The organism is Amantichitinum ursilacus (assembly GCF_001294205.1).
In the GTDB taxonomy this organism is placed as follows: domain Bacteria; phylum Pseudomonadota; class Gammaproteobacteria; order Burkholderiales; family Chitinibacteraceae; genus Amantichitinum; species Amantichitinum ursilacus.
The window spans coordinates 258,068-283,174 of sequence record NZ_LAQT01000008.1 but is presented as its reverse complement, the minus strand read 5'-3'; the positions used below and the strand labels follow the sequence as shown (position 1 = coordinate 283,174).

22 protein-coding genes are annotated in these 25,107 nt (G+C 60.3%); 8 read left to right on the top strand and 14 right to left on the bottom strand.

Translation table 11 applies throughout. From position 1 onward, the window contains the following. Positions 1 to 120 precede the first annotated feature (120 nt). From fliF to WG78_RS11390, 7 genes are all read right to left on the bottom strand, one after another. Positions 121 to 1,857: a flagellar basal-body MS-ring/collar protein FliF gene (gene fliF, locus WG78_RS11420; RefSeq protein ID WP_083458938.1), complete on the bottom strand. Its 1,737-nt coding sequence runs from the start codon at positions 1,855 to 1,857 to the stop codon at positions 121 to 123. 34 nt (positions 1,858 to 1,891) lie between these two features. Beyond that, positions 1,892 to 2,218 carry a flagellar hook-basal body complex protein FliE gene (fliE, locus tag WG78_RS11415; RefSeq protein WP_053937945.1) on the bottom strand — a complete coding sequence of 109 codons (327 nt, stop codon included), beginning with the start codon at positions 2,216 to 2,218 and terminating at the stop codon, positions 1,892 to 1,894. A 349-nt stretch (positions 2,219 to 2,567) separates the two neighbouring features. Then, positions 2,568 to 3,926 (bottom strand): sigma-54-dependent transcriptional regulator, encoded by a 1,359-nt coding sequence (locus WG78_RS11410; RefSeq protein ID WP_053937944.1) that lies wholly within the window; start codon positions 3,924 to 3,926, stop codon positions 2,568 to 2,570. 52 nt (positions 3,927 to 3,978) lie between these two features. Next, a complete protein-coding gene (locus WG78_RS11405) occupies positions 3,979 to 4,659 on the bottom strand; it encodes a chemotaxis protein CheB (protein WP_053937943.1) in 681 nt (226 codons plus the stop codon). A 109-nt stretch (positions 4,660 to 4,768) separates the two neighbouring features. Continuing rightward, positions 4,769 to 6,481 carry a fused response regulator/phosphatase gene (locus WG78_RS11400; protein WP_053937942.1) on the bottom strand — a complete coding sequence of 571 codons (1,713 nt, stop codon included), beginning with the start codon at positions 6,479 to 6,481 and terminating at the stop codon, positions 4,769 to 4,771. Positions 6,482 to 6,494: 13 nt separating this feature from the next. Continuing rightward, the gene (locus WG78_RS11395) at positions 6,495 to 6,800 is read right to left on the bottom strand and encodes an STAS domain-containing protein (RefSeq protein ID WP_053937941.1); all 306 of its coding nucleotides are present in this window, start codon (positions 6,798 to 6,800) and stop codon (positions 6,495 to 6,497) included. An 88-nt stretch (positions 6,801 to 6,888) separates the two neighbouring features. After that, positions 6,889 to 8,064, bottom strand: coding sequence for a sensor histidine kinase (locus WG78_RS11390; RefSeq protein ID WP_053937940.1), 1,176 nt, complete (start codon positions 8,062 to 8,064; stop codon positions 6,889 to 6,891). Positions 8,065 to 8,293: 229 nt separating this feature from the next. On the opposite strand from WG78_RS11390, the gene WG78_RS11385 reads away from it, so the two are divergent. The 6 genes from WG78_RS11385 to WG78_RS11360 all read left to right on the top strand — a co-directional run bounded on the left by WG78_RS11385 (position 8,294) and on the right by WG78_RS11360 (position 15,028). Next, positions 8,294 to 9,247 (top strand): chemotaxis protein, encoded by a 954-nt coding sequence (locus WG78_RS11385; RefSeq protein ID WP_053937939.1) that lies wholly within the window; start codon positions 8,294 to 8,296, stop codon positions 9,245 to 9,247. A 119-nt stretch (positions 9,248 to 9,366) separates the two neighbouring features. Next, on the top strand, positions 9,367 to 10,305 hold the full coding sequence (locus WG78_RS11380) for a chemotaxis protein (RefSeq protein ID WP_053937938.1): 939 nt from the start codon (positions 9,367 to 9,369) through the stop codon (positions 10,303 to 10,305). Positions 10,306 to 10,491: 186 nt separating this feature from the next. Continuing rightward, positions 10,492 to 10,881, top strand: a complete 390-nt coding sequence (cheY, locus tag WG78_RS11375; RefSeq protein WP_083458937.1) for a chemotaxis response regulator CheY — start codon at positions 10,492 to 10,494, stop codon at positions 10,879 to 10,881. A gap of 28 nt (positions 10,882 to 10,909) precedes the next feature. Next, positions 10,910 to 11,674, top strand: a complete 765-nt coding sequence (gene cheZ / locus WG78_RS11370; protein ID WP_053937936.1) for a protein phosphatase CheZ — start codon at positions 10,910 to 10,912, stop codon at positions 11,672 to 11,674. Between the two features lie 74 nt (positions 11,675 to 11,748). Then, positions 11,749 to 13,656: a chemotaxis protein CheA gene (locus WG78_RS11365; protein WP_053937935.1), complete on the top strand. Its 1,908-nt coding sequence runs from the start codon at positions 11,749 to 11,751 to the stop codon at positions 13,654 to 13,656. A 151-nt stretch (positions 13,657 to 13,807) separates the two neighbouring features. After that, positions 13,808 to 15,028, top strand: coding sequence for an EAL and HDOD domain-containing protein (locus WG78_RS11360; protein ID WP_053937934.1), 1,221 nt, complete (start codon positions 13,808 to 13,810; stop codon positions 15,026 to 15,028). A gap of 219 nt (positions 15,029 to 15,247) precedes the next feature. Here WG78_RS11360 and WG78_RS11355 read toward each other — a convergent pair whose 3' ends face one another. From WG78_RS11355 to WG78_RS11340, 4 genes are all read right to left on the bottom strand, one after another. After that, on the bottom strand, positions 15,248 to 15,883 hold the full coding sequence (locus WG78_RS11355; RefSeq protein ID WP_053937933.1) for an SEN1982 family lipoprotein: 636 nt from the start codon (positions 15,881 to 15,883) through the stop codon (positions 15,248 to 15,250). 155 nt (positions 15,884 to 16,038) lie between these two features. Beyond that, a complete protein-coding gene (msrB, locus tag WG78_RS11350; protein ID WP_053937932.1) occupies positions 16,039 to 16,437 on the bottom strand; it encodes a peptide-methionine (R)-S-oxide reductase MsrB in 399 nt (132 codons plus the stop codon). Between the two features lie 73 nt (positions 16,438 to 16,510). Next, positions 16,511 to 18,181 (bottom strand): tetratricopeptide repeat protein, encoded by a 1,671-nt coding sequence (locus WG78_RS11345; RefSeq protein WP_053937931.1) that lies wholly within the window; start codon positions 18,179 to 18,181, stop codon positions 16,511 to 16,513. Positions 18,182 to 18,196: 15 nt separating this feature from the next. Next, entirely contained in the window at positions 18,197 to 19,003 is an 807-nt protein-coding gene (locus WG78_RS11340; protein ID WP_053937930.1) for an alpha/beta hydrolase, read from the bottom strand. A 237-nt stretch (positions 19,004 to 19,240) separates the two neighbouring features. On the opposite strand from WG78_RS11340, the gene WG78_RS11335 reads away from it, so the two are divergent. Further along, on the top strand, positions 19,241 to 20,179 hold the full coding sequence (locus tag WG78_RS11335) for a TraB/GumN family protein (protein ID WP_053937929.1): 939 nt from the start codon (positions 19,241 to 19,243) through the stop codon (positions 20,177 to 20,179). 45 nt (positions 20,180 to 20,224) lie between these two features. Here the strand turns inward: WG78_RS11335 and WG78_RS11330 are convergent, their stop codons facing one another. The 3 genes from WG78_RS11330 to WG78_RS11320 all read right to left on the bottom strand — a co-directional run bounded on the left by WG78_RS11330 (position 20,225) and on the right by WG78_RS11320 (position 22,666). Further along, on the bottom strand, positions 20,225 to 20,587 hold the full coding sequence (locus WG78_RS11330; protein WP_053937928.1) for a HigA family addiction module antitoxin: 363 nt from the start codon (positions 20,585 to 20,587) through the stop codon (positions 20,225 to 20,227). Positions 20,588 to 20,719: 132 nt separating this feature from the next. Continuing rightward, positions 20,720 to 21,481 (bottom strand): DsbC family protein, encoded by a 762-nt coding sequence (locus WG78_RS11325; RefSeq protein ID WP_053937927.1) that lies wholly within the window; start codon positions 21,479 to 21,481, stop codon positions 20,720 to 20,722. A 9-nt stretch (positions 21,482 to 21,490) separates the two neighbouring features. Next, positions 21,491 to 22,666 carry a UbiH/UbiF family hydroxylase gene (locus tag WG78_RS11320; RefSeq protein WP_053937926.1) on the bottom strand — a complete coding sequence of 392 codons (1,176 nt, stop codon included), beginning with the start codon at positions 22,664 to 22,666 and terminating at the stop codon, positions 21,491 to 21,493. A 144-nt stretch (positions 22,667 to 22,810) separates the two neighbouring features. On the opposite strand from WG78_RS11320, the gene WG78_RS11315 reads away from it, so the two are divergent. Then, a complete protein-coding gene (locus WG78_RS11315) occupies positions 22,811 to 25,078 on the top strand; it encodes a DNA internalization-related competence protein ComEC/Rec2 (RefSeq protein WP_053937925.1) in 2,268 nt (755 codons plus the stop codon). Positions 25,079 to 25,107 lie beyond the last annotated feature (29 nt).

Sequence of the window (25,107 nt, the reverse complement as noted above, 5' to 3'; positions counted from 1 at the left end):
GCGAGGCAAGAAGACGGGTGCTCGCAAATGGCTTTGGGCGGTGGGGCTCGGCGCCCCCGTCAGACCCACCCTATGTAGCCAGTTTTTTTATGCGTGATAGTTGCCATGGCCCGCCCGACGTTACCCGACTTTGTTGGGATTGCCGCCGGCCGCGTCGTCTTCGTTCGACATCCACTCGCGCAGGATGGTTGCCACCATGCGCGGGTCGTTGCGGGCCAGTTCTTTGGCTTGCGCCAGCAGATCGGAGAACGCCGCGGTACGCTGGTTTTCTTCCTGTTCTTCGGCCACACGTTCTTCGCTGTCGCCCATGTCTTCGGTCAGGCCCGCCGAGTCACCCAGGTCGAGTTCCAGCGTGCGCGGTTCTTCACGCGCCTTCGACAAATCGCGCATCAGCGGGCGCACCACAAACAGCAACAGATAGATGACCGCCAGCGCCACCAGCGCCAGCTTCACGATATCGGTGAGGTTGCCCTTGATATACGTCAGCACCTGCGTTTGCATCGGCTGTTCTTCTTCGCCCGCCACTGCACCGGCAAAGGTGGTGTTAACCACATTGACCGAATCGCCACGATCCTTGTTGTAGCCGATCGACTCCTGGACCAGGTTGTTGATCTGCGCCATCTCTGCCGGGGTAAACGGCACGAACGTCGCTTTGCCCGTGGCGTCTTTGCCGGGCTTGTAATTGATGACTACGGCCGCCGACAAGCGCTTGACCGCGCCCGTCGGCTGCTTGACGTGCTGTACGGTCTTGTCGACTTCGTAATTGATGGTCGATTCATGATGGATGGTGCTGCTGCCCTGCGCCGCCGCGGCCGAGGACGCATCCGAGGCGTTAGCCACCGTAATCGGCGCGGCGGCCGCGCCCGGCGGCTGATTGGATAGCGCGCCCGGTACCCCGGCGGCGGTGGCGGCATCGGTCTTGCCGTCGTTCTGCAGCGTTTGCTGACTGCGCAACGACGCAGTGCCGGAAGCCTGGTTGGGCTTGAAGGTTTCCGACGTTTGTTCGATTTCAGCAAAGTCAACTTGCGCCGTGACTTCGGCATGCACGTTTTCCTTGCCCACAATCGGCGCCAGGATGGCCTGCACGCGGTCGACGTAGTTCTTTTCGATCTCTTGCACATACACCAACTGGCGCGCGTCCAGATTGGCGTGATTAAGCGGATTGTTGTTGGAAAGCAGATTGCCTTCTTGATCGACGATGCTGACGTTGGAATCGGTCAGATCGGGGATGGCCGACGCCACCAGATGCACGATGCCCGCCACCTGGTTGGAATCCAGCGTGCGACCGGGGCGCAGCGTCAGCACCACCGAGGCGGTCGGCTTTTGCTGATCGCGCAAAAACACGGTCTGGCGCGGCATGGCCAGATGGATGCGCGCTTTGTCGACGGCCTGGATGGTTTCGATGCTGCGGCCCAGTTCGCCTTCGACTGCGCGCTGGTAATTGACCTGTTCGTTGAACTGGCTGATGCCGAACTTCTGGTTATCCATCAGTTCGAAGCCGACGTCGCCCGCCTTGGGCAGGCCTTGCGAGGCCAGGGTAAAGCGCACGTCGTACACGCGATCCGCAGGCACCGAAATGGTACCGCCCTGGTCGATCTTGTACGGCACGTTTTGCGTTTGCAGCGCCTGCAGGATGGTGCCGGCGTCTTTATCGGGGATATTGGTGTACAGAATGCGGTAGTCGGGCGTGCGGCTCCACAGCGTGAGCCCCACCGCCACCGCGATCAGCGCGGCCAGCCCCACCATCAGCATGGCTTTACGCGTGCCGGACATTTCGCTGAAACGTCGGCGCACGCCTGCCAGCCCGCCTGCTGCGGGTTCGAGAGTGCCGTCAGCCGCTACGCCTGCCTCCGCCATGAATGTCTTTCAGACCCCGTGCTTCACCAGATCGTCAGACCTGGAGGTTCATGATTTCCTGGTACGCGCTAACGAGCTTGTTTCGCACTTGAACCATGGTCTGGAATGAAAGGCTCGCCTTTTGCAGCGAAACCATTACATCTTGAAGATCCGCGTTGGGATCGCCGGCCTGGAAGGCGGCTTGTTGGGTCTGGGCCGTCGATTGCATCGAGCTGACCTGGTCCAGTGATTGTTTGAGCATGTCGGCAAAATCAGGCGCATTGGCGTTGGCCGCCGTTTGCGCAGGCGTGCTCTGGCCGGCCGCTTGCGCGGACATGGCTTTCAGCTCGCCTAACAGTTGATCTATGCCTTGCACACTCATGCTGGATGCAGTCCGGTGAACGATGAAGTTGAGGGCCCGTATTTACGCGAATTGTAGGTGGGCTACCCTGAGCACTGCAAGCAATAGTTACGCCAACCGGCTGCGCCGGGCGGTTGCCAGACTACGCCGCAAGCAAGAACGCGCGCGTAGGGTGCGTTACCCCGCAGGGGCAACGCACATTTTGGGGCCAAAGGCCCCGGCCCCGTCCGGGGCCACCCGGCATCCAAGGGCGGGACGGAAACATACGTTGTCCCATCCCCCGTCTACCGCATAACCGAAATGTGCGTCGCCCCTGCGGGGTAACGCACCCTACGCAGCGGCCGCATTCAGCGACATCAACCAACGGCAATCAACCTTCGCCGCGGTATTGCTGCAGTTTGTGGCGCAGTGTGCGCTCGCTCATGCCGAGGCGCTCGGCGGCGATTTTGCGCACGCCGCCCGCGGCGTCCAGTGCGTCAAGAATATGTTGTTTCTCCAACGCCTTCAGGTCGGTGGGCGCCGCGGGTGGCTCGGCGGCCACGGGCGTGGCGGAGGCAGGCGCGGTGGCCGGATTGGCCGCATTGCCCGCCAAAGCGGCAGATTTTGCCGCCGTCTGCGGCAAATACAGGTGCTCGGGTTCGATCACGTCGCCGGGCGCCAGGATCAGCGCGCGTTGCATCACGTTATCCAGCTCGCGGATATTGCCTTCCCAGCGATGCCGGTTCAGTTGCGCCGCCGCGCCCTCGCTTAACCGCGGCACGCGCCGCTGCTGACGGGTGGCGTAGCGCGCCAGGGTCGCGCGCGCCAGCGGCAGGATATCGGCGGGCCGCTCGCGCAGGGCGGGCAACTCCAGCGGAAACACATTCAAGCGGTAATACAAATCTTCGCGAAAGCGCCCTTCCGCCACCGTCGTGGGCAAATCACGGTTGGAAGTGGCCAGCACACGGATATCCACGCGCAGCGGCCGGGTGCCGCCCACGCGTTCCACTTCGCGCTCTTGCAACACCCGCAGTAGCTTGGCTTGCAGCGGCAAAGGCATTTCGGTGATTTCGTCCAGCAACAACGTGCCGCCATCGGCTTGTTCAAATTTGCCGATGTATTGGCTGTTGGCGCCGGTAAACGCACCCTTCTCGTGGCCAAACAGCGTGGATTCCAGCAATTGCTCGGGGATGGCGGCGCAATTGATCGCCACAAACGGTTTGGCCGCGCGGGCCGAATTGCGATGGATAAAGCGCGCCAGCACTTCCTTGCCGGTGCCGGATTCGCCGGTAATCAGCACCGACGCATCCGATTGCGCCACCCGCCGCGCCACGTCGAGCAACGCGCGCATGCCGGCGTCTTCCGCCACCACATCGGCCTCGTCGCTGTCGGGCAGGATGTAGCGGCCCACCTGCTCGATCAGGGTGTCAGGTTCAAACGGTTTGGGCAGATAGTGCGCGGCGCCCGCATGCAAGGCAGCCACCGCTTTTTCGACCACGCCATAGGCGGTCATCAAGATCATGGGCAGCCAGGGATAGTGGCGTTTGACTTCCGCCAGCAGCGTTTCGCCATCCATGGGCTGCATTTGCACATCCGACAACACCAGACCCACGCGCGTATGCGCCAGTTTGACCAGCGCAGCCGCGCCGTCGCTGGCGGTGACGACCTCAAAGCCGCCCAGTTCCAGCGTGTCTGACAATGCCTCGCGCAGCGCATCGTCATCTTCAACAATCAAAACGGGCAATGCCATGGCCGATACAACCTTGTGTGCTAACAGTAAGAAGACCGCGCCGCGCGCGGTTTCAGCGGGGCGGAGTGCGCAGCAAGGCCAGCACCCGGGCCGCAATATCCTTGAGCGGCAGCACTTCGTCTACCCCGCCGCTGATGATGGCTTCTTTGGGCATGCCAAACACCACGCAGCTGGCTTCGTCTTGCGCCAGGTTGCGCGCGCCGGATTGTTTCATCTCCAGCATGCCTTGCGCGCCATCGCGGCCCATGCCGGTCAGGATGACGCCGACAATCTGACGTCCACCCAGGTTAGCGGCCGAGCGAAACAACACATCCACGGAGGGCCGATGCCGGTTGACCGGCTGGCCTTGCGACAATTCGCAGCCCCAATGCCCGCCGATATTGGCCAGCAGCAAATGCGAATGGCCCGGGGCGATATAGGCGTGGCCGGGCAACAAACGCTCGCCTTGTTCGGCTTCTTTCACTTTAACGGTGCAGATGGCATCCAGCCGCGCGGCAAACGAATGGGTAAAGCTCTCGGGCATATGTTGCGCGATCAGGATCGGCGGCGCGTCTTTGGCAAAAGGCAGCAGAAACGTCTTGAGCGCTTCGGTGCCGCCTGTGGATGCGCCGACCACGATCACCGGCCCCGTACACACCGGCGGACGCGGCTTGAGCGGCAGTATCACGTCTGCGCTCAGGCTGGGCACGCCGATGGGGCTATTGATGGCTGAGCCGGCAGGCCGGGTCATCATGAGGTGATCCTTGGGATAACGGGCAATGCTTGCAGATTAGCACTCGCATCACGCAGCCCGCCCCCAGGAGTAGTCCGCATGGCGGGCCAGCTGCAGACGCGCTGCACCCTCATGCGTTGACGGCGGGAATATAGTGCGCAACCACCTCGTTGCCGCTGCCCAGAAACTGCAGTGAGGCGCACATTGAGCGCACCAGCAAAATGCCGCGGCCGTGGGCGCTGCGCATATCGCCGGGCACCAGTTCGGTGTGGCGGCTGTAATCAAAACCGGCGCCGGTGTCTTTCAGCCGGATGCGCAACACATCGCGACCATTGATGCGCAGGCCGGCCAGATCGATTTCGATCACGCCTTGCTTCAGATCTGCCAGGCGGCTGGCGCGTTCCAGTAGATAGCGCTCCATGCCCTGCTCGCCTTGCTTGAGCGCCGAATCCATATTCAGCAAGCCATGGTCGAGCGCATTGACAAACAGCTCGGTCAAAATCAGGAATACATCAGACTGGCTGTTTACCAATGCCTTGATTTCATTCACAAACGTCATCATGAACGGCACGGTATTGATATAACGCAGTTCTTCGGCGCCCAGCGACAAGGTGTAGCGCCACATGCTGTCGCCACTGCCCACCAGCGCCTGGATATCCACATCGTCGGTATGCGGATTGCGTTGCGGCGCGGCCAGCGCGGCGCGTTCGCCAAAGCGGATCATCACCAGCGAGATATCGTCGTGATGCGATTCGCCAGCCAGGTGGTCGGCCAATGTGTTCTTGAAATGTTCCAGGCGATCGGGGCCCGGTGTGTCGTGCAGCAACTGCAGCAAACGGCCTTCGCTGAAGGCCTCGCCATCGGGCGCGCGCGCTTCGATCAAGCCATCGGAATACGCCACCAGCGTGCCAGGCTCGCTGTAGTAATAGCGTTCGGTGGCGGTTTCCATGCTTTGCGTTGGCACAATGCCCAGCGGCAAATGCGCGGAACGCCAATGCGTGACCACATCGCCTGCGCGGTTAAGCAACTGCACAGTAGGCATGCCGCCGTTCCAGATCTCGACGCAACCGGCCACTTCGTCGATGGCAATCAACACGGTAGCCACAAAGCGCCCGACGGGCAGCACCTGGCGCACCTTGTTGTTCATCTCCACCAGGATGTCGGAGAGCGTGTAGCCCTTCTCGGTCATGCTGTAGAACGGTTGCGTTAGCGGCAGCACGTTCAGCGCGGCGGTCAGGCCGTGGCCGATGCCGTCGGCCAGCATCACATACAACACCTGGCCGGGCGTGCGCGCGGCGGCAATCAGATCGCCCGACAGACTTTCGGCGGGCGATAACCAGTAATCGAGCAAGGGGTCATACAGGCGCTCGGCGTTCACCATCTGGTCCATCAAATGCTGCACCACGCGCTTTTCTTCTTCGGCGCGATCGTAATAGCTGGCCAGCTTGATGGATTGCTCGCGAACCTTGCGATTGAGTTCGAGCGTACGGTTAAACGCTTTGAGTTTGGCTTCGAGGACGCGGAAGTTGACGGGCTTGGAGATGTAATCATCGGCACCGCGTTCAATGGCTTCGGCCAGGCGGTTTTCTTCGCCCACGCCGGTGACAAACACGATCGGCACCCAGGACTCACCCGCCTCTTGTTTGATGGCGACTGCAGCCTCGGGGCCGGACATGACCGGCATCATCATGTCCATCAAGACCAGATCTGGTTGCGCCTGGCGCCACAACGCGACGGCTTGTGCGCCATCGCGCGCCTGGATGGCGGTGTGTCCCAACGCCTCCACAAAACGCGAAATCAGCAGCAGTACCGCCTCGGTGTCGTCGACAACGAGGATTTTCATGCGATATATGTGCTCAGCGGATGGTGAAGATCTTGCCGAAACAAGCGATCTCGAGCACTTGCTTGACGGTATCGCGGCAATTAACCAAAGCCAGCGTCTTGTTGGCTGCGCCGATTTTTTCTTTCAGCAGCAGCAACATACCGAGGGCAGAGCTATCGAGGTAGTTGACGTTCTGGAAGTCAACCAGGACTTCCTTGATCGCGGAATTGCCGATCAGCGATTCGCACACCTGGCGAAATTCGCGGTGGGCACTGAAATCGAACTGTCCCGAGAGAATGACACGGCCAGCATCCCCTTCGACCTGAACAGTGGGCGTCATGAGCGATTCAACCTTTAGCTAGTTACTTGGGTTTACTGACTACAGTTGCCAGGCCACCCGCCGGGCGCGCCGCTGCTATCAACTGCAATCAAACATTAGTTGTGTTGCGGGAAACTGGCAACCGGATCGTAAAATCACTGCCTTGATCTGGCGCAGAGCGCACCGCAATTTCTCCACCCCAGTGCGCCACCAGATTGCGCACGATGGCCAGGCCCAGGCCCGTGCCCTCTTTGCGGGTGGTAAAGAACGGCTCAAACAATCGTTCTTGCACTTGCGGCGACATGCCGCTGCCCTGGTCCGAAACCCGCAGCACCGCAGTGCCTGCCAGTTGGTCCAGCGCAAGCTGGATGGCTGCGCCGTCGGGCGAAGCCAGCATGGCATTGTCAAGGAGATTGAGGATTACGCCAAGCAATTCCTTGCGGTTAGCCAGTACCAATATTTCATCTGTTGGCAGCATCAGGTTCAGATGCAGGTTACGCGCCTCCAATTGCGGCTGTAATGTCTGAGCCGCTTCGTTAAGGGTCTGCGCCAGTTCCACTGCTTCCAGCCGCATATCCTGACCACGCACAAAGCCCAGCATGTTCTGGATCAGCGTTTCCAGATGACGCAGCCGCGCCAGGGTTTTTTCGCCAAAGCGGATGCGGTCGGCTTCGGGCAACACCGGCTTGGCCAGGTGGCCTGCATACAACAGTGCGGTGGCCAGCGGTGTGCGCAACTGGTGCGCCAGCCCCGCCGCCATTTCGCCCATGGTGGCCAGGCGTTGATGCCGCGCCAGCGCTTGTTCCAGCGCCCAGCTCTGGGTTAAATCCTGCACCAGCAAAATGCGCCGGCTTTCGGCGGGCATTGCGCTCTCTTTGATATTGAGCCGCAGCGCCCCCTGACTACGCGGATACACCCACAAATCATCGGACGAGGTCGGCGTCAGCACTTGCGCTCTAAAGCCGCCCCAATCGTCGCCTTGTTGCAATGGCGCCAACATGGCGCGCGCGGCCGGGTTCATCGCCGCCACTTGATTACGTTCGTCTACTTCAACCACGCCGCCCGGCAATTGCTCCAGCAAAACCGTAAGCCGACGTGATAAAGCTGCTTTTTCTTCGAGTTCGCGCCGCAGATTGCCATTGGCGATTTCAAGTTGTTTTGTCAGGAATTCAACCTGTTGTTGCAGATCGGCATACGCATCGCTTAATTGTTTTGAGGCTTCCGTAAACAGCGAAAAGGCCTCTTCGAGTTCACGCGGGTCCATGCTGGCAGCGTGTTCAGCCATGATCTAGCATCCTTGTGACGGCATTCGTTTTGCATTATAACGATCGTAATTCACGCCCTACCTTTTATGCGTCTATTGTGCAACTAGGACCTCTCTGCCTTTTGTCGTTAACACACACTCGATACACTGCGTTCATATCTATCCGGCATATTGCCGTATTTACGCAATTCATTCGGAATACTTACGAATACTGGCAGCAAAATGCTGATTCGTTTATGGAGTTTTCACCGTGTCCGACCTTCTGAAAAACATTGATGCGCGCACCAAGCTAGCCGGTACCAACAAGCTGGAAATCCTGCTGTTTACGCTCGGCGTGGATCAACGGTCGGGCCGCCGCGAAAATTTCGGTATCAATGTATTCAAAGTGCGCGAGGTGATGCGCACGCCCGAAATCACGCAAGCCCCCGAAATGCCCGGTTCCGTTGAAGGCATGGTCAGTCTGCGCGGCGTGCTGGTGCCGGTGATTGATCTGGCCCGCTACGCCGGCATCACCACCGAAAGCCGCCCCGAAATCATGATCGTGTCGGAATACAACGGCCATACCCAGGGTTTTCTGGTCGAAGCCGTCGACACCATCCTGCGACTGGACTGGTCTTCGATGCGCGTGCCGCCCGATATGCTGACCAACCAGATGGGTGGCCTCGTCACCGCCGTGACCGAACTGGATACCGGCAAGCTGGTCATGATGCTCGATGTTGAAAAAGTGCTGGCCGAAACCACGCAAACTGCTGATTACATTGATACCAGCATGGTCGTTAAGGTGGGCAACGATTTAAGCGACAAGCGTGTGTTTTATGCCGACGATTCGGTGGTGGCGCGGCGCCAGATTCAGGCCACGCTGGACGCCATGAATATCCAGCATCAATTTGCCATTAACGGCAAACGCGCCTGGGACGAATTGCAAAAGATTGCCGCCGCGGCCGATGTACAAGGCAAAACCGCGAAAGACTTTGTGCAGCTGGTGCTGACCGATGTCGAAATGCCGGAAATGGACGGCTATATGCTGACCAAAATGATCAAGAGCGATCCGCGCTTTGCCGGGATTCCAGTGTTGATGCATTCGTCTTTGTCGGGCGCATCCAACCAGAAACTGGGCCAATCGGTCGGCGTGGATGGTTATGTATCCAAATTCGAGCCGCATAAGCTTTCGCAAACCATCGCCAATTATCTGATGAAAGATTAAACGGCGCGGTTGTAATTCCAGGGGCGTTGCAATGATTGCGATGCCCGGTTTTCTGACATCCGGGTGCATATAAAAAAATGAACCTGGTGGCAATCAAGACAAGAAGCAGTGGAGCGACCATGAGCGAATCACAAGTCAACCTGCTCGACAGCGTCGACGCCCGGACCAAACTGGCCGGGTCGAACAAGATGGAAATTCTCTTGTTCTCGCTAGGCACCAAAGAAATTTTCGGGATCAACGTGTTCAAGGTGCGCGAAGTATCGCAAACACCCAAGATCACCAAAACCCCGAATATGCCGCTGGGCGTAGAAGGCGTGATTTCGTTGCGCGGTAATATCATTCCGGTGATTGCGCTGTCGCGCTTTATCTCGACCAATGAATCGCCCTTGTCGACCGCTGATTCGACCATGATCGTGACCGAATTCTCCAAACACACGCAGGCGTTTCTGGTGCACGAAGTCGATCGCATCATCCGCGTGGATTGGGACAAGGTGCGCGCGCCCGAATCAATGCTGGCCGGCAATCAAGCGTTGATTACCGCCCTGACCGAATTGCCCGATGGCAAGCTGGTGTCGATTCTGGACGTTGAACAGATTCTGTCGAGCGTGATTGGCGAGCCCATCATTCCCGACTTGCCCCCGACCAATATCGACCCCGATTCATTCATGTTTTTTGTGGATGATTCCATGGTGGCGCGCAAAGAAATCGTGGGCGTGCTGGACAAGCTGGGCATCAAATACCATCAGGCCAATAACGGCAAAGAAGCGTGGGACAAGTTGCAGAACCTGGCCAACCGCGCCACGCACGATGGCGAATTGTTGCGCGAAAAACTCAAATTGATACTGGTGGATGCCGAAATGCCGGAAATGGACGGTTATGTGCTGACCAAGCACATCAAATCGGACCACCGCTTTACCGGGATTCCGGTGGTGATGCACTCGTCGCTGTCGTCCAACGCCAACCGCGCCATGGGTTCGAGCGTGGGCGTGGATGCGTATGTCGCCAAGTTTGATCCGGTGATCCTGGCGGACACGCTTTCCCCCTACATCGCTGGCTGACAGCGGGTATAGCTATATAAGAGAATGATGAGACTTGTGCGCTATGCTTGATCCACATCAAGCTAGTGCCGTACAGAATAGTGTGGGCCTCATCCGTAATACGGCACAGGTCCGGATTGAACCCTACGTAATCAATGATCACCGCAACGGCAACACGGGCCGACGGTGAAGACGCGGAGTAACAGGATGCCTGACAACAACATGCGCTTTCTCGTGGTGGATGACTTTTCCACCATGCGTCGCATCGTGCGCAACCTACTGAAGGAACTCGGCTTTTCCAACGTCGAGGAAGCTGAAGACGGCCAGATCGCGCTGCACAAACTGCAGAACACCACGTATGACTTTGTGGTGACCGACTGGAACATGCCCAACATGACCGGCATTGAGCTGCTGCGCGCGATTCGCGCCGACGGTTCGCTCAAGCATCTGCCGGTGCTGATGGTGACCGCCGAGGCGAAGAAAGAAAACATTATCGAAGCGGCGACGGCCGGCGCTTCGGGTTATATCGTCAAGCCGTTTACCGCTGCCACGCTGGACGAAAAGCTCAAGAAGATTTTCGCCAACATGGGCAATTGAACAAAAAACAGGTAAGGAGTAGGCCGACGTGAGCGACCAAGCCCTCAACAGTGGCGATTCAGACGATCTCGAAGCGCTGTTTGACAGTATCGTGCAGGCTAACCACAGCGCTCCGGCGCCCGCGGTTGCTGCGCCGGCACCGGCCGCTTCGGCGCCGGCTTCCTTGAATGGTGAAGGCGTGGCCGATATGGCCGAGCCCGCCCGCACCATGTTTACCCAGATTGGCCAGTTGACGCGCAAATTGCACGACACGCTGCGCGAGCTGGGGCTGGACAAATCGCTGGAGAAAGCCGCATCGCAAATCCCCGATGCGCGTGACCGGTTGTCGTATGTCGCCAACATGACCGAGCAGGCCGCCGAGCGCACGTTAAACGCGCTGGATGCCGCCAAGCCGCTGCAGGATGGTATTTCCGATACCGCCAAGGCGCTGTCGGGCGACTGGGACAAACTGTTTGCCAAGCAGTTGTCGGTGGACGAATTCAAACAGCTGGTGGCGCGCACGCGCACCCATCTGACGCAGACGCAAACGTCGTCGGACCAGATTTCCAGCCAGATGCTGGAAATCATGATGGCGCAAGACTTCCAGGATCTGACGGGCCAGGTGATCAAGAAAATCCTGACCATGTCCAAAGAAATGGAAACGCATCTGCTTGAGTTTCTGCTGACCTTCTCGCCGCAAGGTGCGCGCGATGAAGGCCTGCTGAATGGCCCGGTGGTCAACACCGAAGGCCGTACCGATGTGGTCACCAATCAGGAACAGGTGGATGACCTGCTGGAAAGCCTGGGCTTCTGATCGCGCGCCGATCATCGCCCTGGCATCAAGCGTCACCCTGGCAACACACATGCAACTGGAACAGAGAGGCCGATATGAGTGAATTCACCGGCATGGACGAGCTCTTGCAGGATTTCCTCACGGAAGCCACCGAGCTGTTGTCTGACGTGGACAACAAACTGGTGGAGCTGGAAAAACGGCCTGACGACCGTAATCTGCTCAACGATATTTTCCGCGGCTTTCACACCATCAAAGGTGGGGCGGGATTTCTCAGTGTGGATGCCATGGTCAGCTTGTGTCATCGCACCGAGAACCTGTTCGACAAGCTGCGCAATGGCGAAATGACGCTCGACCCCGAGATCATGGACACCATTCTGGCCGCCACGGCCATCGTGCAGGACATGTTTGTGATGTTGCAGCAGGGCCGCATGCCAGGCCCGGCCGATGCCGGTGTGCTGGCGGCGCTGGACAACGTGCTGGAAGGCGGCTCGCCGGTGAAGAAAACCGCGGCCCCTGCCCCGGCGCCCGCGCCCGTTGCGGCACCCGCTCCGGCTCCGACCGCTGCCGCAAGCAGTGGCAATGAACCCGATTGGCAGATGCTGTACAACGCGCTGCTGGATATCGACGCGCCCGCCGCCGCTGCGCCCGCGCCGGTTATCAGCGCGCCTGCAGCCGTGTTTGAAGCCGCCGACGAGCCGATGCCGCTGACCGAACTGGCGCCGCCACTGAAAGCCGCGCCGGTGCAGAACAAACCGATGTCGAATTCGCCGCAGCAACTGGCGGCGTCGGCAGAAACCACCATCCGTATCGATACCGTACGGCTGGATCAGGTACTTAACTTGTCCGGCGAAATCGGCCTGACCAAGAACCGCCTGACCACGCTGCGCGCCGATGTGATGTCCGGCAAGATGGACACCACCACGCTGAAGGCGCTGGACGACGCGATCAGCCAGCTCGATCTGCTGGTCAGCGATCTGCAGAACGCGGTGATGAAAACCCGCATGCAGCCGATCGGGCGGCTGTTCCAGAAATACCCGCGTCTGGCGCGCGATCTGGCGCGGCAGTTGGGCAAGGATGTCGAGCTGGTCATTACCGGTGAAGAAACCGAGCTCGACAAAACCATGCTGGAGGATCTGAACGATCCGCTGGTCCACCTGGTGCGTAACGCCGTGGATCATGGCGTGGAAACCATTGCCGAGCGTCAGGCCGCTGGCAAGCCCACCAAAGCCATCGTTGAATTGTCGGCGGTGCAAGTGGGCGACCATATCCTGATTGAAATTACCGATGACGGCCGCGGCATGCGCCCGGACGTGATCCGCAAGAAAGCGGTCGAGAAAGGCCTGATCGATATCGAAACGGCCAACAGCCTGGACGACAAGCAAAGCCTGCAACTGATCTTTATGCCGGGCTTCTCCACCAAAGACCAGATCACCAATGTGTCGGGTCGTGGCGTGGGCATGGATGTGGTCAAAACCAATATCCAGCGCCTGAACGGCCGCATCGACATCCAGTCGACGGTAACCGAGGGCTCGCGCTTTACCATCAGCCTGCCGCTGACGCTGGCGATTCTGCCGGTGCTGGTGGTCAAGGTGTGCGACCAGCCGTTTGCGGTGCCGCTGGCCATGGTGCGCGAGATCATCACGATTCGTGGCGACCAGGTGCAGGAAGTCTCCGGCCGCGCCACCATCGTGGTGCGCGACGAGATTCTGCCGGTCAAATCGCTGGCGCGTCTGATTGGTTGGGAAGAAACGCAAGTACCGCAGTTTGGCGTGTTGATGCAATCGGCCGAGCATTCGTTCATCCTGGCCGTCGACAGTTTTGTCGGCCGCGACGACGTGGTGATCAAGCCGCTGCAGAACATCCGGCCGCGCGGAGTGGCGGGCGCCACATTGTCGGGCGACGGCTCTGTGGTGCTGGTCCTTGACATGGAAGACTTGCTTTCATCGGCCGGAGCCGACAACTCAGCGATTAAGACCTCGCGTTTTCTCGACAAAGTAGCCTAGGATAACGACGGATTTGCCCCCACGACGGCGTAACGCAGTGTCACCAAAATGTGCCAGCGTTGCGTTGCTCGTGGGCGTGAATGCTATCTCGCTGTATTCTTCAGATTCTTCTTGATCCTTTTTGCTGCATCGCGCAGCCCGAGACCTCGAAATGACGCAAGACCACGCCTTTATCGGTCGCCAGCCCATCCTGAACCGTCAGCAACAGATCATTGGTTATGAACTGTTGTTCCGCCTGAACAAAGAAGCGGTCAGCGCCGAGTTTTCCAGCGATATGCAAGCCGGTACCAACGTGCTGGTAAACACCATCTCCAATATGGGCACCGATTGGTTGGTGGGTAGCAAACTGGCATTCATCAACGTGGCCGAATCGATGCTTGAGAGTAATTTTCTTGAGCTGCTGCACCCGCAACGCGTGGTGCTGGAAGTGCTGGAAACCACCAAGGCCACGCCCGAATTACTGGCTCGCGTCAAAGACCTGCGTCAGCAGGGTTTCGGCGTTGCGCTCGATGATTTTCTGCTGACCCCGCAGACCGCGCCTTTCCTTGAGTACGCCAATTACATCAAGCTGGATATCCAGTTGCTGGGCATGCCGCAAGTACCGGGCTTTTCCAAAGAACTGCGCAAATATCCGGTGTTGCAGGTGGCCGAAAAGGTCGAGACCAAAGAAGAATTCCGTCAATGTATGGAAATCGGCTTTGATTGTTTCCAGGGCTATTACTTTGCCCACCCGGAAACGCTGTCGGCCAAGGTGATCAACCCAAGCTACGCCAATATTCTTAATCTGCTGAATATGCTGCGGAACAACGCAGAGATTCGCGATATTGAAAACGCGCTCAAGCGCGATGTGGCGCTCAGCTTTAAATTGCTGCGTTATATCAATTCGGTGGGCTTTGGCCTGTCATGCGAAATCCAGTCGTTCCGCCATGCTGTCACCATTCTCGGCTATCAAAAGCTGTATCGCTGGCTGACGCTGTTGCTGGTGACCGCGGGCGCTGAAACCGGCTCCGCCCCTGCGCTGCTGAAAACGGCGGTGACGCGTGGCCGTCTGGTGGAATTGCTGGGCAGCCATTTCCTGGATGGCCAGGATCGCGACAACCTGTTTATCGTCGGGATGTTCTCGCTGCTGGACGTGCTGCTGGATATGCCGATCGACCGCATCCTGGAGACGCTGATCCTGCCGGAAAGCATCAGCGATGCGCTGATGGAGCGCAGCGGCATGTACGGCCCGTTCCTCGAACTGGCCGAAGCATGCGAAGACCCGGAAATGAGCGAAGTGCCGCGTTTGTGCGAGCAACTGCAAATTACGCCGGACATGCTGAACCGCGCGCACGTGCAGTCGCTGGCATGGGTGGAAGAACTCGGCGTGTAATTGCCGCTGCTTTGCGCCGCACAGAAAAACACCGCCCGAGGGCGGTGTTTTTTTTATGCCGGTCTGTACACGGTTATAGGGTGGGTCAGACGGGGACGCCCAGTCACACCACTCAAAGCCTTCCGCGCAGGCCACATCGCTTTGCAATGCCACTTTGACGGGTGGGTCTCGACCGACCCTGTAACAGCGCTTTGCTTTGATATAGGCGCCACCGCTGCTTCATTTAGCCAGTGCATTGGGTTCGATTACGCGCCAGCCTTGGCCGCGGCTTTCGATTTCGGCGTCGTGGTGGTCTTTGCCTGCGCCGTCCACCAGTTTGGCGAAGTCCGGGTATTGTTTGCGCAAATCCGCGTCGCTAGCCCACGCGGCCGGGTTATCCAGCTTCAGCGTGTACACGACTTTGTCGCGGTTATAGTTGTCACCCGATTCCTTGGCCTCGGTGCTCACTACCTTGTCGATGGCCAGCGTGCCACTGCAAAAGCCGGGTAACGGCGGATTGGTTTGCAGGCCGTCGTAGACTTCCTTGCCCTTGTCGGTGGGCACAAACTCCACCTTGCCCGCTTCGGCCGGTTGCTCCGCGATCAAACCCAGTTTGACCAGCACCGCCAGCTGCGCGCCGTTGGGCTCTTTCAGCTCGGCATACTTCTTCTCGACCGGCGTATTGAACGCCACCGGCATCGCCACGCAATTCAGCTGCGAAGTCTGCACATAGTTGTTCAGCGTGGTCAGCACGTCCTGGTCATCAAGGGCGACCTTGGTCGGCGCTTCCTTGTTGCCACACGCCGCCAGCGCAACCGCCAGCGTGGTGGCCAAGGCCAGCACCACGCCCCGTTTAAAATACAGACTGCTGGTCATATAGACTCCTGAACCGGTTTTTTTAATTGCTGCGGTAGACGGTGCGCCAGCATGGGCGCGCCGCAAATAGTGGCAGCAAAAACCGATCCAGGACAAGCCGGGCAAACCCGCGACCGCTTGCTTGAGTCAGCGCGCGGGCTTGCCGGAGGGGACATTCAGTTCTCGGGTTCGAAGGTCATCGCCACCGAATTGATGCAATAACGCTCACCGGTGGGTTCCGGACCATCGGGGAAAACATGACCCAGATGCGCATCGCATCGGGCGCAACGCACTTCGACGCGTTGCATGCCGTGGCTGTAATCGCTGATCCGTTTGATCGAACCCGGCACCGCTTCTTCCCAAAAGCTGGGCCAGCCGCAACCGGCATCAAACTTGGTGCCCGAATGAAACAACAGGCTGCCGCAACAGACGCAGTAATAGTCGCCATCGTCGTTGCGCTTGTACAGTTCGCCACTAAACGGACGTTCGGTGCCGGCCTGGCGCGTTACGCGGTATTGCTCGGGCGTTAATTGGGCACGCCATTCGGCATCGGTCTTTTCTACATGATCAGTCATCGCGTTGCTCCTTTACCCGCCAGCGCGGTACTGGCCAAAGATATGGGCATGTGCGGGCAAAGCAAGCCGGCGCTTAGCGTGCACCCTTGGCATAAGCCTGCATGGCCTGGCGCATTTCCAGCGCCAACGCCACTTCGGCAATCACGCCATGCCAGTCGCGCGGCGCGTGCTGGCGGAAGATGCGCATCGATGGATACCAGGCGCAATCTGCGCCGGCGCGCTGCCAGCGCCAGTCCGCATCAAAGCGACTTAACAGCCACACTGGCTTGCCCAGCCCGCCCGCCAGATGCGCCGTGGCGGTGCACACGGTGATGATCAGATCCAGCCCAAGCACCGTATCGGCCGCATCGGCCATATCGCGCCAGTGCGTGGTGGCGTCGCTCACGCCAGGCGGCAGCGGCTCGAGGCGCTGATATAACAAGCTGTGCCAATGCATGCCCTCCAGGTGCAACAGCGGTTGCAACAAGGCGGTTTCGATACCGCGTAAGCGGTTATCAGGCTGAGCCGGATTGCCGCACCACGCCAGGCCGATTTGCATATTCGCGCTCGCCGTTTGCGCTGGCGGCGTGGCGGCGCGCAGATACGGTTGCGCGTGCGCAGCAATCGTTGTGCTATCGATCTGCAAAGCCGCGCCCAGCGACATCAGCGGAATATGGAAATCGAAACCGGATACCTCCGGGGCCTGCCCGACAAACTGCAACCCCGGTTGCGACAGGCTTTGCTGCAACAAGCGCAGCAAGGGCGGCGGCACCAACACGCATACCGTCGCAAAGTGCTGCAAAAGCAACGGCAGAAAGCGCGCGAATTGCATCTGATCACCCAGCCCCTGCTCCGGCAGCACCAGCAAGCGCGATGCAGGCGGCACCGGCTGGCCCTGCCATGGCGGCAAGTGGGTGGTGGGGCGTGGCTTGCCGGTGGCGGTCCAGCGTTGTTCATAGCCAACCCAGCCCTCAGCCCAGCGGCCGCACAGCATGTCCAGCGTGCCCAGGGCATAGGGGGTAACCGGTAGTGCTTCCACCTGCAGTGCACGCTGATAACAATCCCGCGCCGCATCGACCTGGCCGAGCGCGCGCCAGGTATTGCCCAGGTTATGCCAGGCACGCGCATGTTGAGGTGTGTCGCGCAGCAATTGTTCGAAGGCGTTTCGCGCCGCATCCAGCTGATCCAGCTCAAACAACACGCAAGCGCGGTTGTAGCGGATATCGGCGTGCTGCGGCGCAGCGCCCAGCGCGGTTTCGAAATGCTGCAGCGCTTGTTGCGGCTGGTGACGGTCGCGCAGCAGATTGCCCATGTTGTAATGCGCCAATGCATTATCGGGTGACAACCGCAGCGCCCGTTCCAGCGCCGCCTGGGCCGCATCAAATTGATGTTGCTGCTTGAGTACATTGGCCAGATTGATATGCAGGGCCGCTTCATCGGGCGCCATTTGCAAAGCGCGGCGCAAGGCGGTTTCGGCTTCGGGCCACTGGCCCAGCCGCGCATGCAGTTGCCCCGCCAGCGCCCATGGCGGCAAGGCGCCCGGCGCCAGTTTGCAGGCGCGTTGCGTCAACACCAGCGCCAGCAATAAATCATTGCCCGCCGCCAGCAGCGTGGCGCACTGGTGCAAGCGCGCGGCCGATTCACCGTCCTGTTCCAGAATGGCCAGGCACAGCGCCTCCGCCTGCTTGATCTGCCCGGCCTGCACTGCGGCGCGCGCCTGCGCCCAGCGCGGATCATCGTGTCTGATGCCGTGGTCCTGCGTCATGCCCTTGTCCTGTGATCAGCCGCCGCGCGCCAGCCAGTCGTGGATGGTCTGCGCGACGCTTTGCCAGCGGTAATCCAGCATCATGGCATGGGCGATATCAGGCAGAAAGACCGGCTCGGTTTGCCAGGTGCGCGCGGTAGCCCAGACATCGGTGACGGGGATGATGCGATCCGCCGCAGCGCCCAGCACCAGGCAAGCGGGTGGCTGCGCCTTGCCCCAGGCCAGCCACGGTTGCGGCACCATCAGCTCAGCGAGAGCAAGCGCGGATTCGGGTTGCGCGCGGTCGGCAAAGTCCTGCAGCGCGCTTTGCGGCAAGGCGGCAGAGAACAACAGCTCGCGCACAGTGTGCAGATCGGCGTCCATCCGGCCCAATCGCCACTGAAAACGATTGAGCCCCAACAGCAGGTGCGGCGACGCCACCGCCATAAAGCCCAGCGAGCCAAACAAACCCCACGGCGCGACGCTGGCCAGAAGCACCATGCTTTCCACCTCGTATTGCTGGGCGTGCCGTTGCGCCAGAAAACCGCCCAGCGAATGCCCCAGCAACACCGGTGGCCGCGGCAATTGCTGCACCGCCCAAGCCAGATCGGCCTGGTAATCGTTGATGGACCATTTATCCAGCGTATCGCGGCCGGCGCTCTGACCATGGCCGCTCAGGCTAAGCGCATAGCAGTCATAACCTTGCGCGGCAAACCACGGCATAAAGTGGTCCCGCCAACACCACGCGCCAGCGTAAGCGCCATGCACAAACAACAAAGGGGCACTGCCGCGCGGCGTGACGGTAGGGGGACTGTGCAGCAGTTCGAGGTCGCGCGGGGGCATGAGTATCGCCTTCTTCTGGGAGATAAGCGCAATCAGTCTGACACCAGCTATCAATTGCGCGTAATTATTCTAGTCTATGCCAGATTGCGCTTTGTTGCGCTGCGCAGATGCGTCCGGCCATGCCCTGCGATGCCGATTGCAACGTGGATACGACAGCTCGCCGGGCGCCACGCGGCGCGCCCACGGGTATGGCTATACTAGGCGTTTTGCCGTACCGCCCCCCTGGAGACCGCTTTGATGTTTGCCCGCTTTGCCCGCCAGATTGCCCTCAGCGCAATGGCCTTGCTGCTGCCCCTGCTGGCCAGCACTGCCAGCGCCGCCGCCCCTGCCGACACCCTGCCGCGCGCGGTGCTGTGGAAAATCGAAAAGAGCGGCGTGCCTGCTTCTTATCTGTTTGGCACCATCCACGTCGGCGATCCGCGCGTTACTACGCTTAGCGAGCCGGTCAGCACGGCCTTTGCCAATTCGGAGCACGTGTACACCGAAGTACGCATGGATTTCAGCATGATGATGGAGCTGGCCAAAACGGTAATCCGCCCCGAAGGCGATTTGCTGTCCGACCACGTCGACGCCGCGCATTTCCAGAAGCTGCTGCCGCAAATGCAGGCGCGCGAATATCCCGAAATCGCCACTCGCCGCTTGTATACCTGGGCCGCCGCGATGCTGATGATGACGCCGCCGCGCGAACGCGGGCAGTTGCCGCTGGATTTGCTACTGGCGAAAATGTCGGTGGAAGGCGGCAAGGACTATCAAGGCTTTGAGACCATCGCCGAGCAACTGGGTCTGTTTGCCAGCATGCCCGAAGACAAGCAAAACGCCATGTTGTACGCGCTGATCGACCATCCTGAAGACACCGTGCGCCAGCAAGCCGAAGCCGTCGATGCTTATGTGGCACGCGATTTTGCCAGACTGGCTAAAGTGACCGAGCAACCCGACCCGGGCATGTCGGCGGCCGATAGCGCGTGGTTTAGCCAGTGGCTGAAAGGCCCGCTGCTGCTGGACCGCAACCACCGCTTTGTAGAACGCATGCAAGCGCCGTTGACCACCGGCAATGCCTTTATCGCAATTGGTGCAATGCATTTGCCCGGCAAGGAAGGCGTGATCAATCTGCTGCGCAAGGCGGGCTATACGTTGACGCCGGTGGTTGATACGCCCAGCACCGCCGCCAGCAAATAAACTCGCTCCCGCTTTGGCGGATGAGGCAAAAATCCGGCAGCCCGCTCAGGCTTCCGGATTTTTTTTGCGCTTGCGGCTGGGCCCACGTTCAATAATGCGCAGCCCGCGCGCGCGTTCGGGCATATCGGCCTGCGCCAGGTCCCATTCCATCTGCAAACGCAGCCAGAATGCGCGCGAGGTGCCCAGTGAATCGCTCAGCCGCAGCGCCATCAGCGGCGTGATATCGGCGCGGCCTTCAAATACGCGCAGCAACATGGTCTGGCTGATGCTGGTGCGCCGCGCCGCGTAAACCAGATCCACCCCGCCCAGCCATTGCTGCAGCACCTGCCCCGGATGCACCGGCACATAGTTGCTGTTAAACGTATAGGAAAGCAGATGACGCGGCAGCTCGTCGGTTTTGCTGGCCATAAAAAAAATCCGGAACGGGTCAAGGTTCCGGATTTTTATTGATTTGGCATAACCCCACCTGGGGTTAGATCAATGTTTGCGCAGACTTTTCATCTGCCCAGCCATTGCCGCCCCGATCACGGCGTTACGCGCTTATTGCTGCGCCGCTGCGGCATCGGGGCCGCCGCTGGCCAGCATCGGTTCCAGCGATTCTTTCGGGATCGCGCCCGAAACAATACGACCATTGGCAAAGATTAGCGCGGGCGTGCCGTTGATGGCCATCTTCTCGCCCAAGGCCAGGTTCTTGGCAATCGGCGTATCGCAGGTACCGGCGTTTTCCGGCAGCACCCCCTTGTCGATCCATGCGCGCCATGCGGCGTCGCGATCAGGCGCACACCAGATCAGCCTGGACTTGCGCTCGGCATCCGGGTGGATATTGAGCGGGAACAGGAAGGTGTAAATGGTCACGTCGGTCACACCGGCCAGCGATTCGTTTTCCAGCTTGTGGCAAAACGGGCAATCGGGGTCAGAGAACACGGCCAGTTTGCGGCTGCCATTGCCACGTACTTCTTTAAATGCCTGGTCAAACGGCAGCTTGTTGAAATCGGTGCGGTTGAGTTCAGCCATACGTGCCTGCGTGATGCTTGCACGGTTTTTGATGTCCACCATTTCGCCCAACAATACGTAATCGACCTTGGCATCCACATAAATAATCGAATGGCCATTGAGCACGACCTCGTACAAACCTTTAACCGGCGACGGTGTGACGCTGGTGATTTCCTTGCCCTGCAACTGCTGCGACAACTTGTCGCGCACCAGCTTGGCCGTAGGGGTTTCAGCGGCCGATGCGGTGCATGCGGTCACGCCAATCAAACCTGCCAGCACGGTCAGGCGTGCCCATTTTGCAAACAACATGATGAGTCCTTAAGAGTCCATAGCGTGGCGAATCAGTTGTTGCTTAAGCCACGTCAATTGATCAGTCAGCCCCAACCCGAAATTACGCAAGGGTTTGAGCAGCGAATTCTGGTTATTAAACAGATGCTGCAGCGCGTGCGTGACGCCCTGCATCAGATAAATACTTTCGCGGCGCGCGCGGGCATAACGCCGCAACACCATCAGATCACCACAGCGTGCCGAAGGTTCGGCTTTCAGTACACGGGCCAACTGCTCAACGTCGCCAAAGCCCAGATTGACGCCCTGCCCGGCCAGCGGATGCACGCCATGCGCCGCGTCGCCCACCAGCGCCAGATTGGGCCGCACCAGTTCGGAGACATGCACCAGCCGCAGCGGAAATGCCGCCGCCGGGGTCAGCAGTTGCAAGGCGCCCAGCGCGTTATCGCCCGCCGTGGCTACGCGTTCGCACAGCGCTGCGGCATCCAGCGCCAGCAGCTCGGCTCGGGTGGCGTCATTGCACGACCAGACCATCGAAATGCGGTTACCGGGCAACGGCAGCCAGGCCAGAATGCCGTCGTCAAAAAACCATTGGCGCGCCATGCCCAGATGCGGCTTGGCGCATTCAAAATTGGCCACCACGCCCCATTGCTGGTACGGGCGCACTTGCGCATCGATGCCCACCTGCTGGCGTACCCAGGACTGCACGCCATCCGCACCCACGACAAGCCTGCTGGACAAACAACGGCCATCGTCCAGAGTGATGGTCGCGTCGGCCTGATCAAACTGCATTCCGGTCGGTTTGACGCCCGCCAGCAATTGCACATTCGGGGCCGTAGCGGCGGTTTGCCATAGTGCGCGCTGCAGTTCGCGCGATTCGACAATGCGCGCCAGTTCGTCCGCACCCGCTGCAGTGGCGTCAAAATCAAGCCTGGCGCGACGGTCATCCCCGGTAATCAGCATCTGGCCCACGCGCTGCGTGCGGGCGGCATCCAGTTGCTGCCATGCGCCGATGCCAGTCAGAAAGCGGCGGCTGGCCGGGCTGATGGCATAAATGCGACTGTCCCAGCTGGCGGCGTCCCATTCGATTTCGGGCGCGCGGCCTTCCAGTACCATGACGGACAAGGCGGTATCGCGTAATGCGCAGGCCAGCGCCGCGCCCACCAGGCCGCCCCCGATAATCAACACATCACAGTCATGAATTTTCATGCCCGGCAGTGTAGCAGATGGCTTTGCGGGCGCGCTGCAGGGGCATCGGACAAATCAGAGGTTTCCGCCGTGGTTTGATATGTCGCAAAGATGCGGCGGACAGAGCTGGCCGCGGACCGATGGCAACGGGCAGGCTGTGCGCCCATGTCATCTCTCTATTCATTTGCGCTGCTGGCGCTGATTGCCGGCATTTGCGCCGTGGCGCTGCTACCCGCGTTGCCACCTGCCAGCGTACTGCTGGCACTGCTGCCCTGCGGTGCGGCATTGACGCTCGCCGGGGCCTGCGCAGGGCCACGCTGGCGCTGGGCATGCACATTGGCGGGACTGGCGCTGCTGGGCTTTGCTTATGCCAGTTTGCGCGCCCACGTGCGGCTGGCGGATCGACTGAGCACGGCGGATGAAGGCCGGGTGATCTTCGCCGAGGGTTATATCAGCGGCCTGCCGCACAGCGACCGCTATGGCCGCAGCTTTGTCTTCGTCACGGCGACGCCCGACTTGCCCCGGCGGATTGCCGTGCACTGGTACGGCGAGCATCCCGAGGTCATCGCGGCCAGCCGCTGGCGCCTTGCGCTAAAACTGAAACGACCGCACGGCCAGCAGAATCCGGGTGGATTCGATCAGGAAGCCTGGATGTTGCAGCAGGGCTTGGGCGCCAGTGCGACGGTGCGCATGGGCACGCGCTTGCCCGGCCTGGCGTGGCAAGCCCGGGGGGACCAACTGCGCGCGCAGATCGCCGCCCGCATCCAGCGCGTATTGCCGGGCTCGCCGTACGCGGGCGTGATAGTCGCAGAAGCGGTCGGCGACCGTCGTGGCGTGGAGCCGGATTTATGGGAGCGCTTTGCCGCGGCGGGCACCTCGCATTTGCTGGTGATCTCCGGCTTGCACATCGCAATGGTGGCGGGCCTGGTCAGCGCGCTGACGGGCTGGGTATTACGCTCGATTCCCGCCATCACGCAACGGGTCCGGCTGCCTGCGTGGCGTTTGAGCTGCGGCTGGGTTGCGGCACTGGGCTATAGCGCACTTGCAGGTCTGAGCGTACCCACGCAACGCGCGGTATTAATGCTGAGTATTGCGGTGCTCTGCTTATTAAGTGGACGCCGCTGGGCTGCCGGCACGATCTGGCTGCTGACGCTCTCCGTGGTGTTGCTGTTTGATCCACTGGCGGCCGGCACGGCAGGCTTGTGGCTGTCGTTCCTGGCCGTGGGCGGTTTGCTGTGGTTGGGTGGCAATCGCATGGCGCCGCTAAAAGGATGGCGCAACCTGGGCCGCACCGAGATCGCCGCCACGCTCGCCACGCTACCCGCACTGCTTTATCTGTTTGGCCGATTGCCATTGGCGTCACCGCTGGCCAATGCCCTCGCCGTGCCTTTGGTCAGTCTGTTGGTGGTGCCACTCACCTTGTTGGGACTCCTTGACCCCACCGGCTATGCATTGCGGGCAGCCGAGCGCGTGTTTGCGTTCACCGACTGGCTGATCACGCAAACGATCGCCTGGCTGCCCGCACCGTGGCTGACGCCGCCACCAGGCTGGACTTTGCTACCCGCCGCGCTAGGTATCCTGCTGGCGCTGGCACCGCGCGGGGCGCCGGGCCGGCCGCTGGCGCTATTCATGTTGTTACCCATGTTTACACTGCAGCCGCCGCCGGTTACTGCGGGCGAGTTCCGTGCCACGGTCATTGACGTGGGCCAAGGCCTGGCCGTGCTGGTGCAAACGCGTGAACACACTTTGCTTTTCGACACCGGCCGCCCTGGCCAGGCACAACGCACTATCCTGCCTTTGCTACGGCGCTACGGCATCGCGGCGCTGGATACGCTGGTGGTGTCGCATGCGGATAGTGATCACGCCGGGGGTGTCGCGGCCTTGTTAAAGACCGTGCCGGTAAGCGAAATCGTCGGCAGCCTTGCGCCCGATGTGCCCGCCCTGCAACAACGTGCGCAGCAAGCTTGCCAGGCTGGCCAGCGCTGGGACTGGGATGGCGTGCAGTTCAGCATGTTGTGGCCGCCGCCCGATACCGTGGCTGCGGACGACAATGCCGGCTCTTGCGTGCTGCAAGTCAGCACCGCACACACACGCATCCTTATCCCGGCCGATATCGGCAAGGCGCAAGAAGCTGAGCTGATCCAGCAACACGCGCTGCCGCGTTATGACGTGGTGGTGGCTGGTCATCACGGTAGCCGCACCTCGTCGTCGCAAGATTTTGTCCATGCGACGCAACCGCAGTGGGTGATCTATTCGGCGGGTTATCTCAACCGTTTTAACCATCCGCATCCCGAAATCGAACAGCGTTATGCCGCAGCGGGTAGCAAGGCGCTGCGCACTGATCTGGACGGCGCAATCATCATCGACTCAGGCCAGCCGATGCGCATTCATGGCTGGCGTGACTGGCGGCCGCACTACTGGTTTACACGTTAACGGCGCGCCTTTAAGCTGCCTGGCGCTAA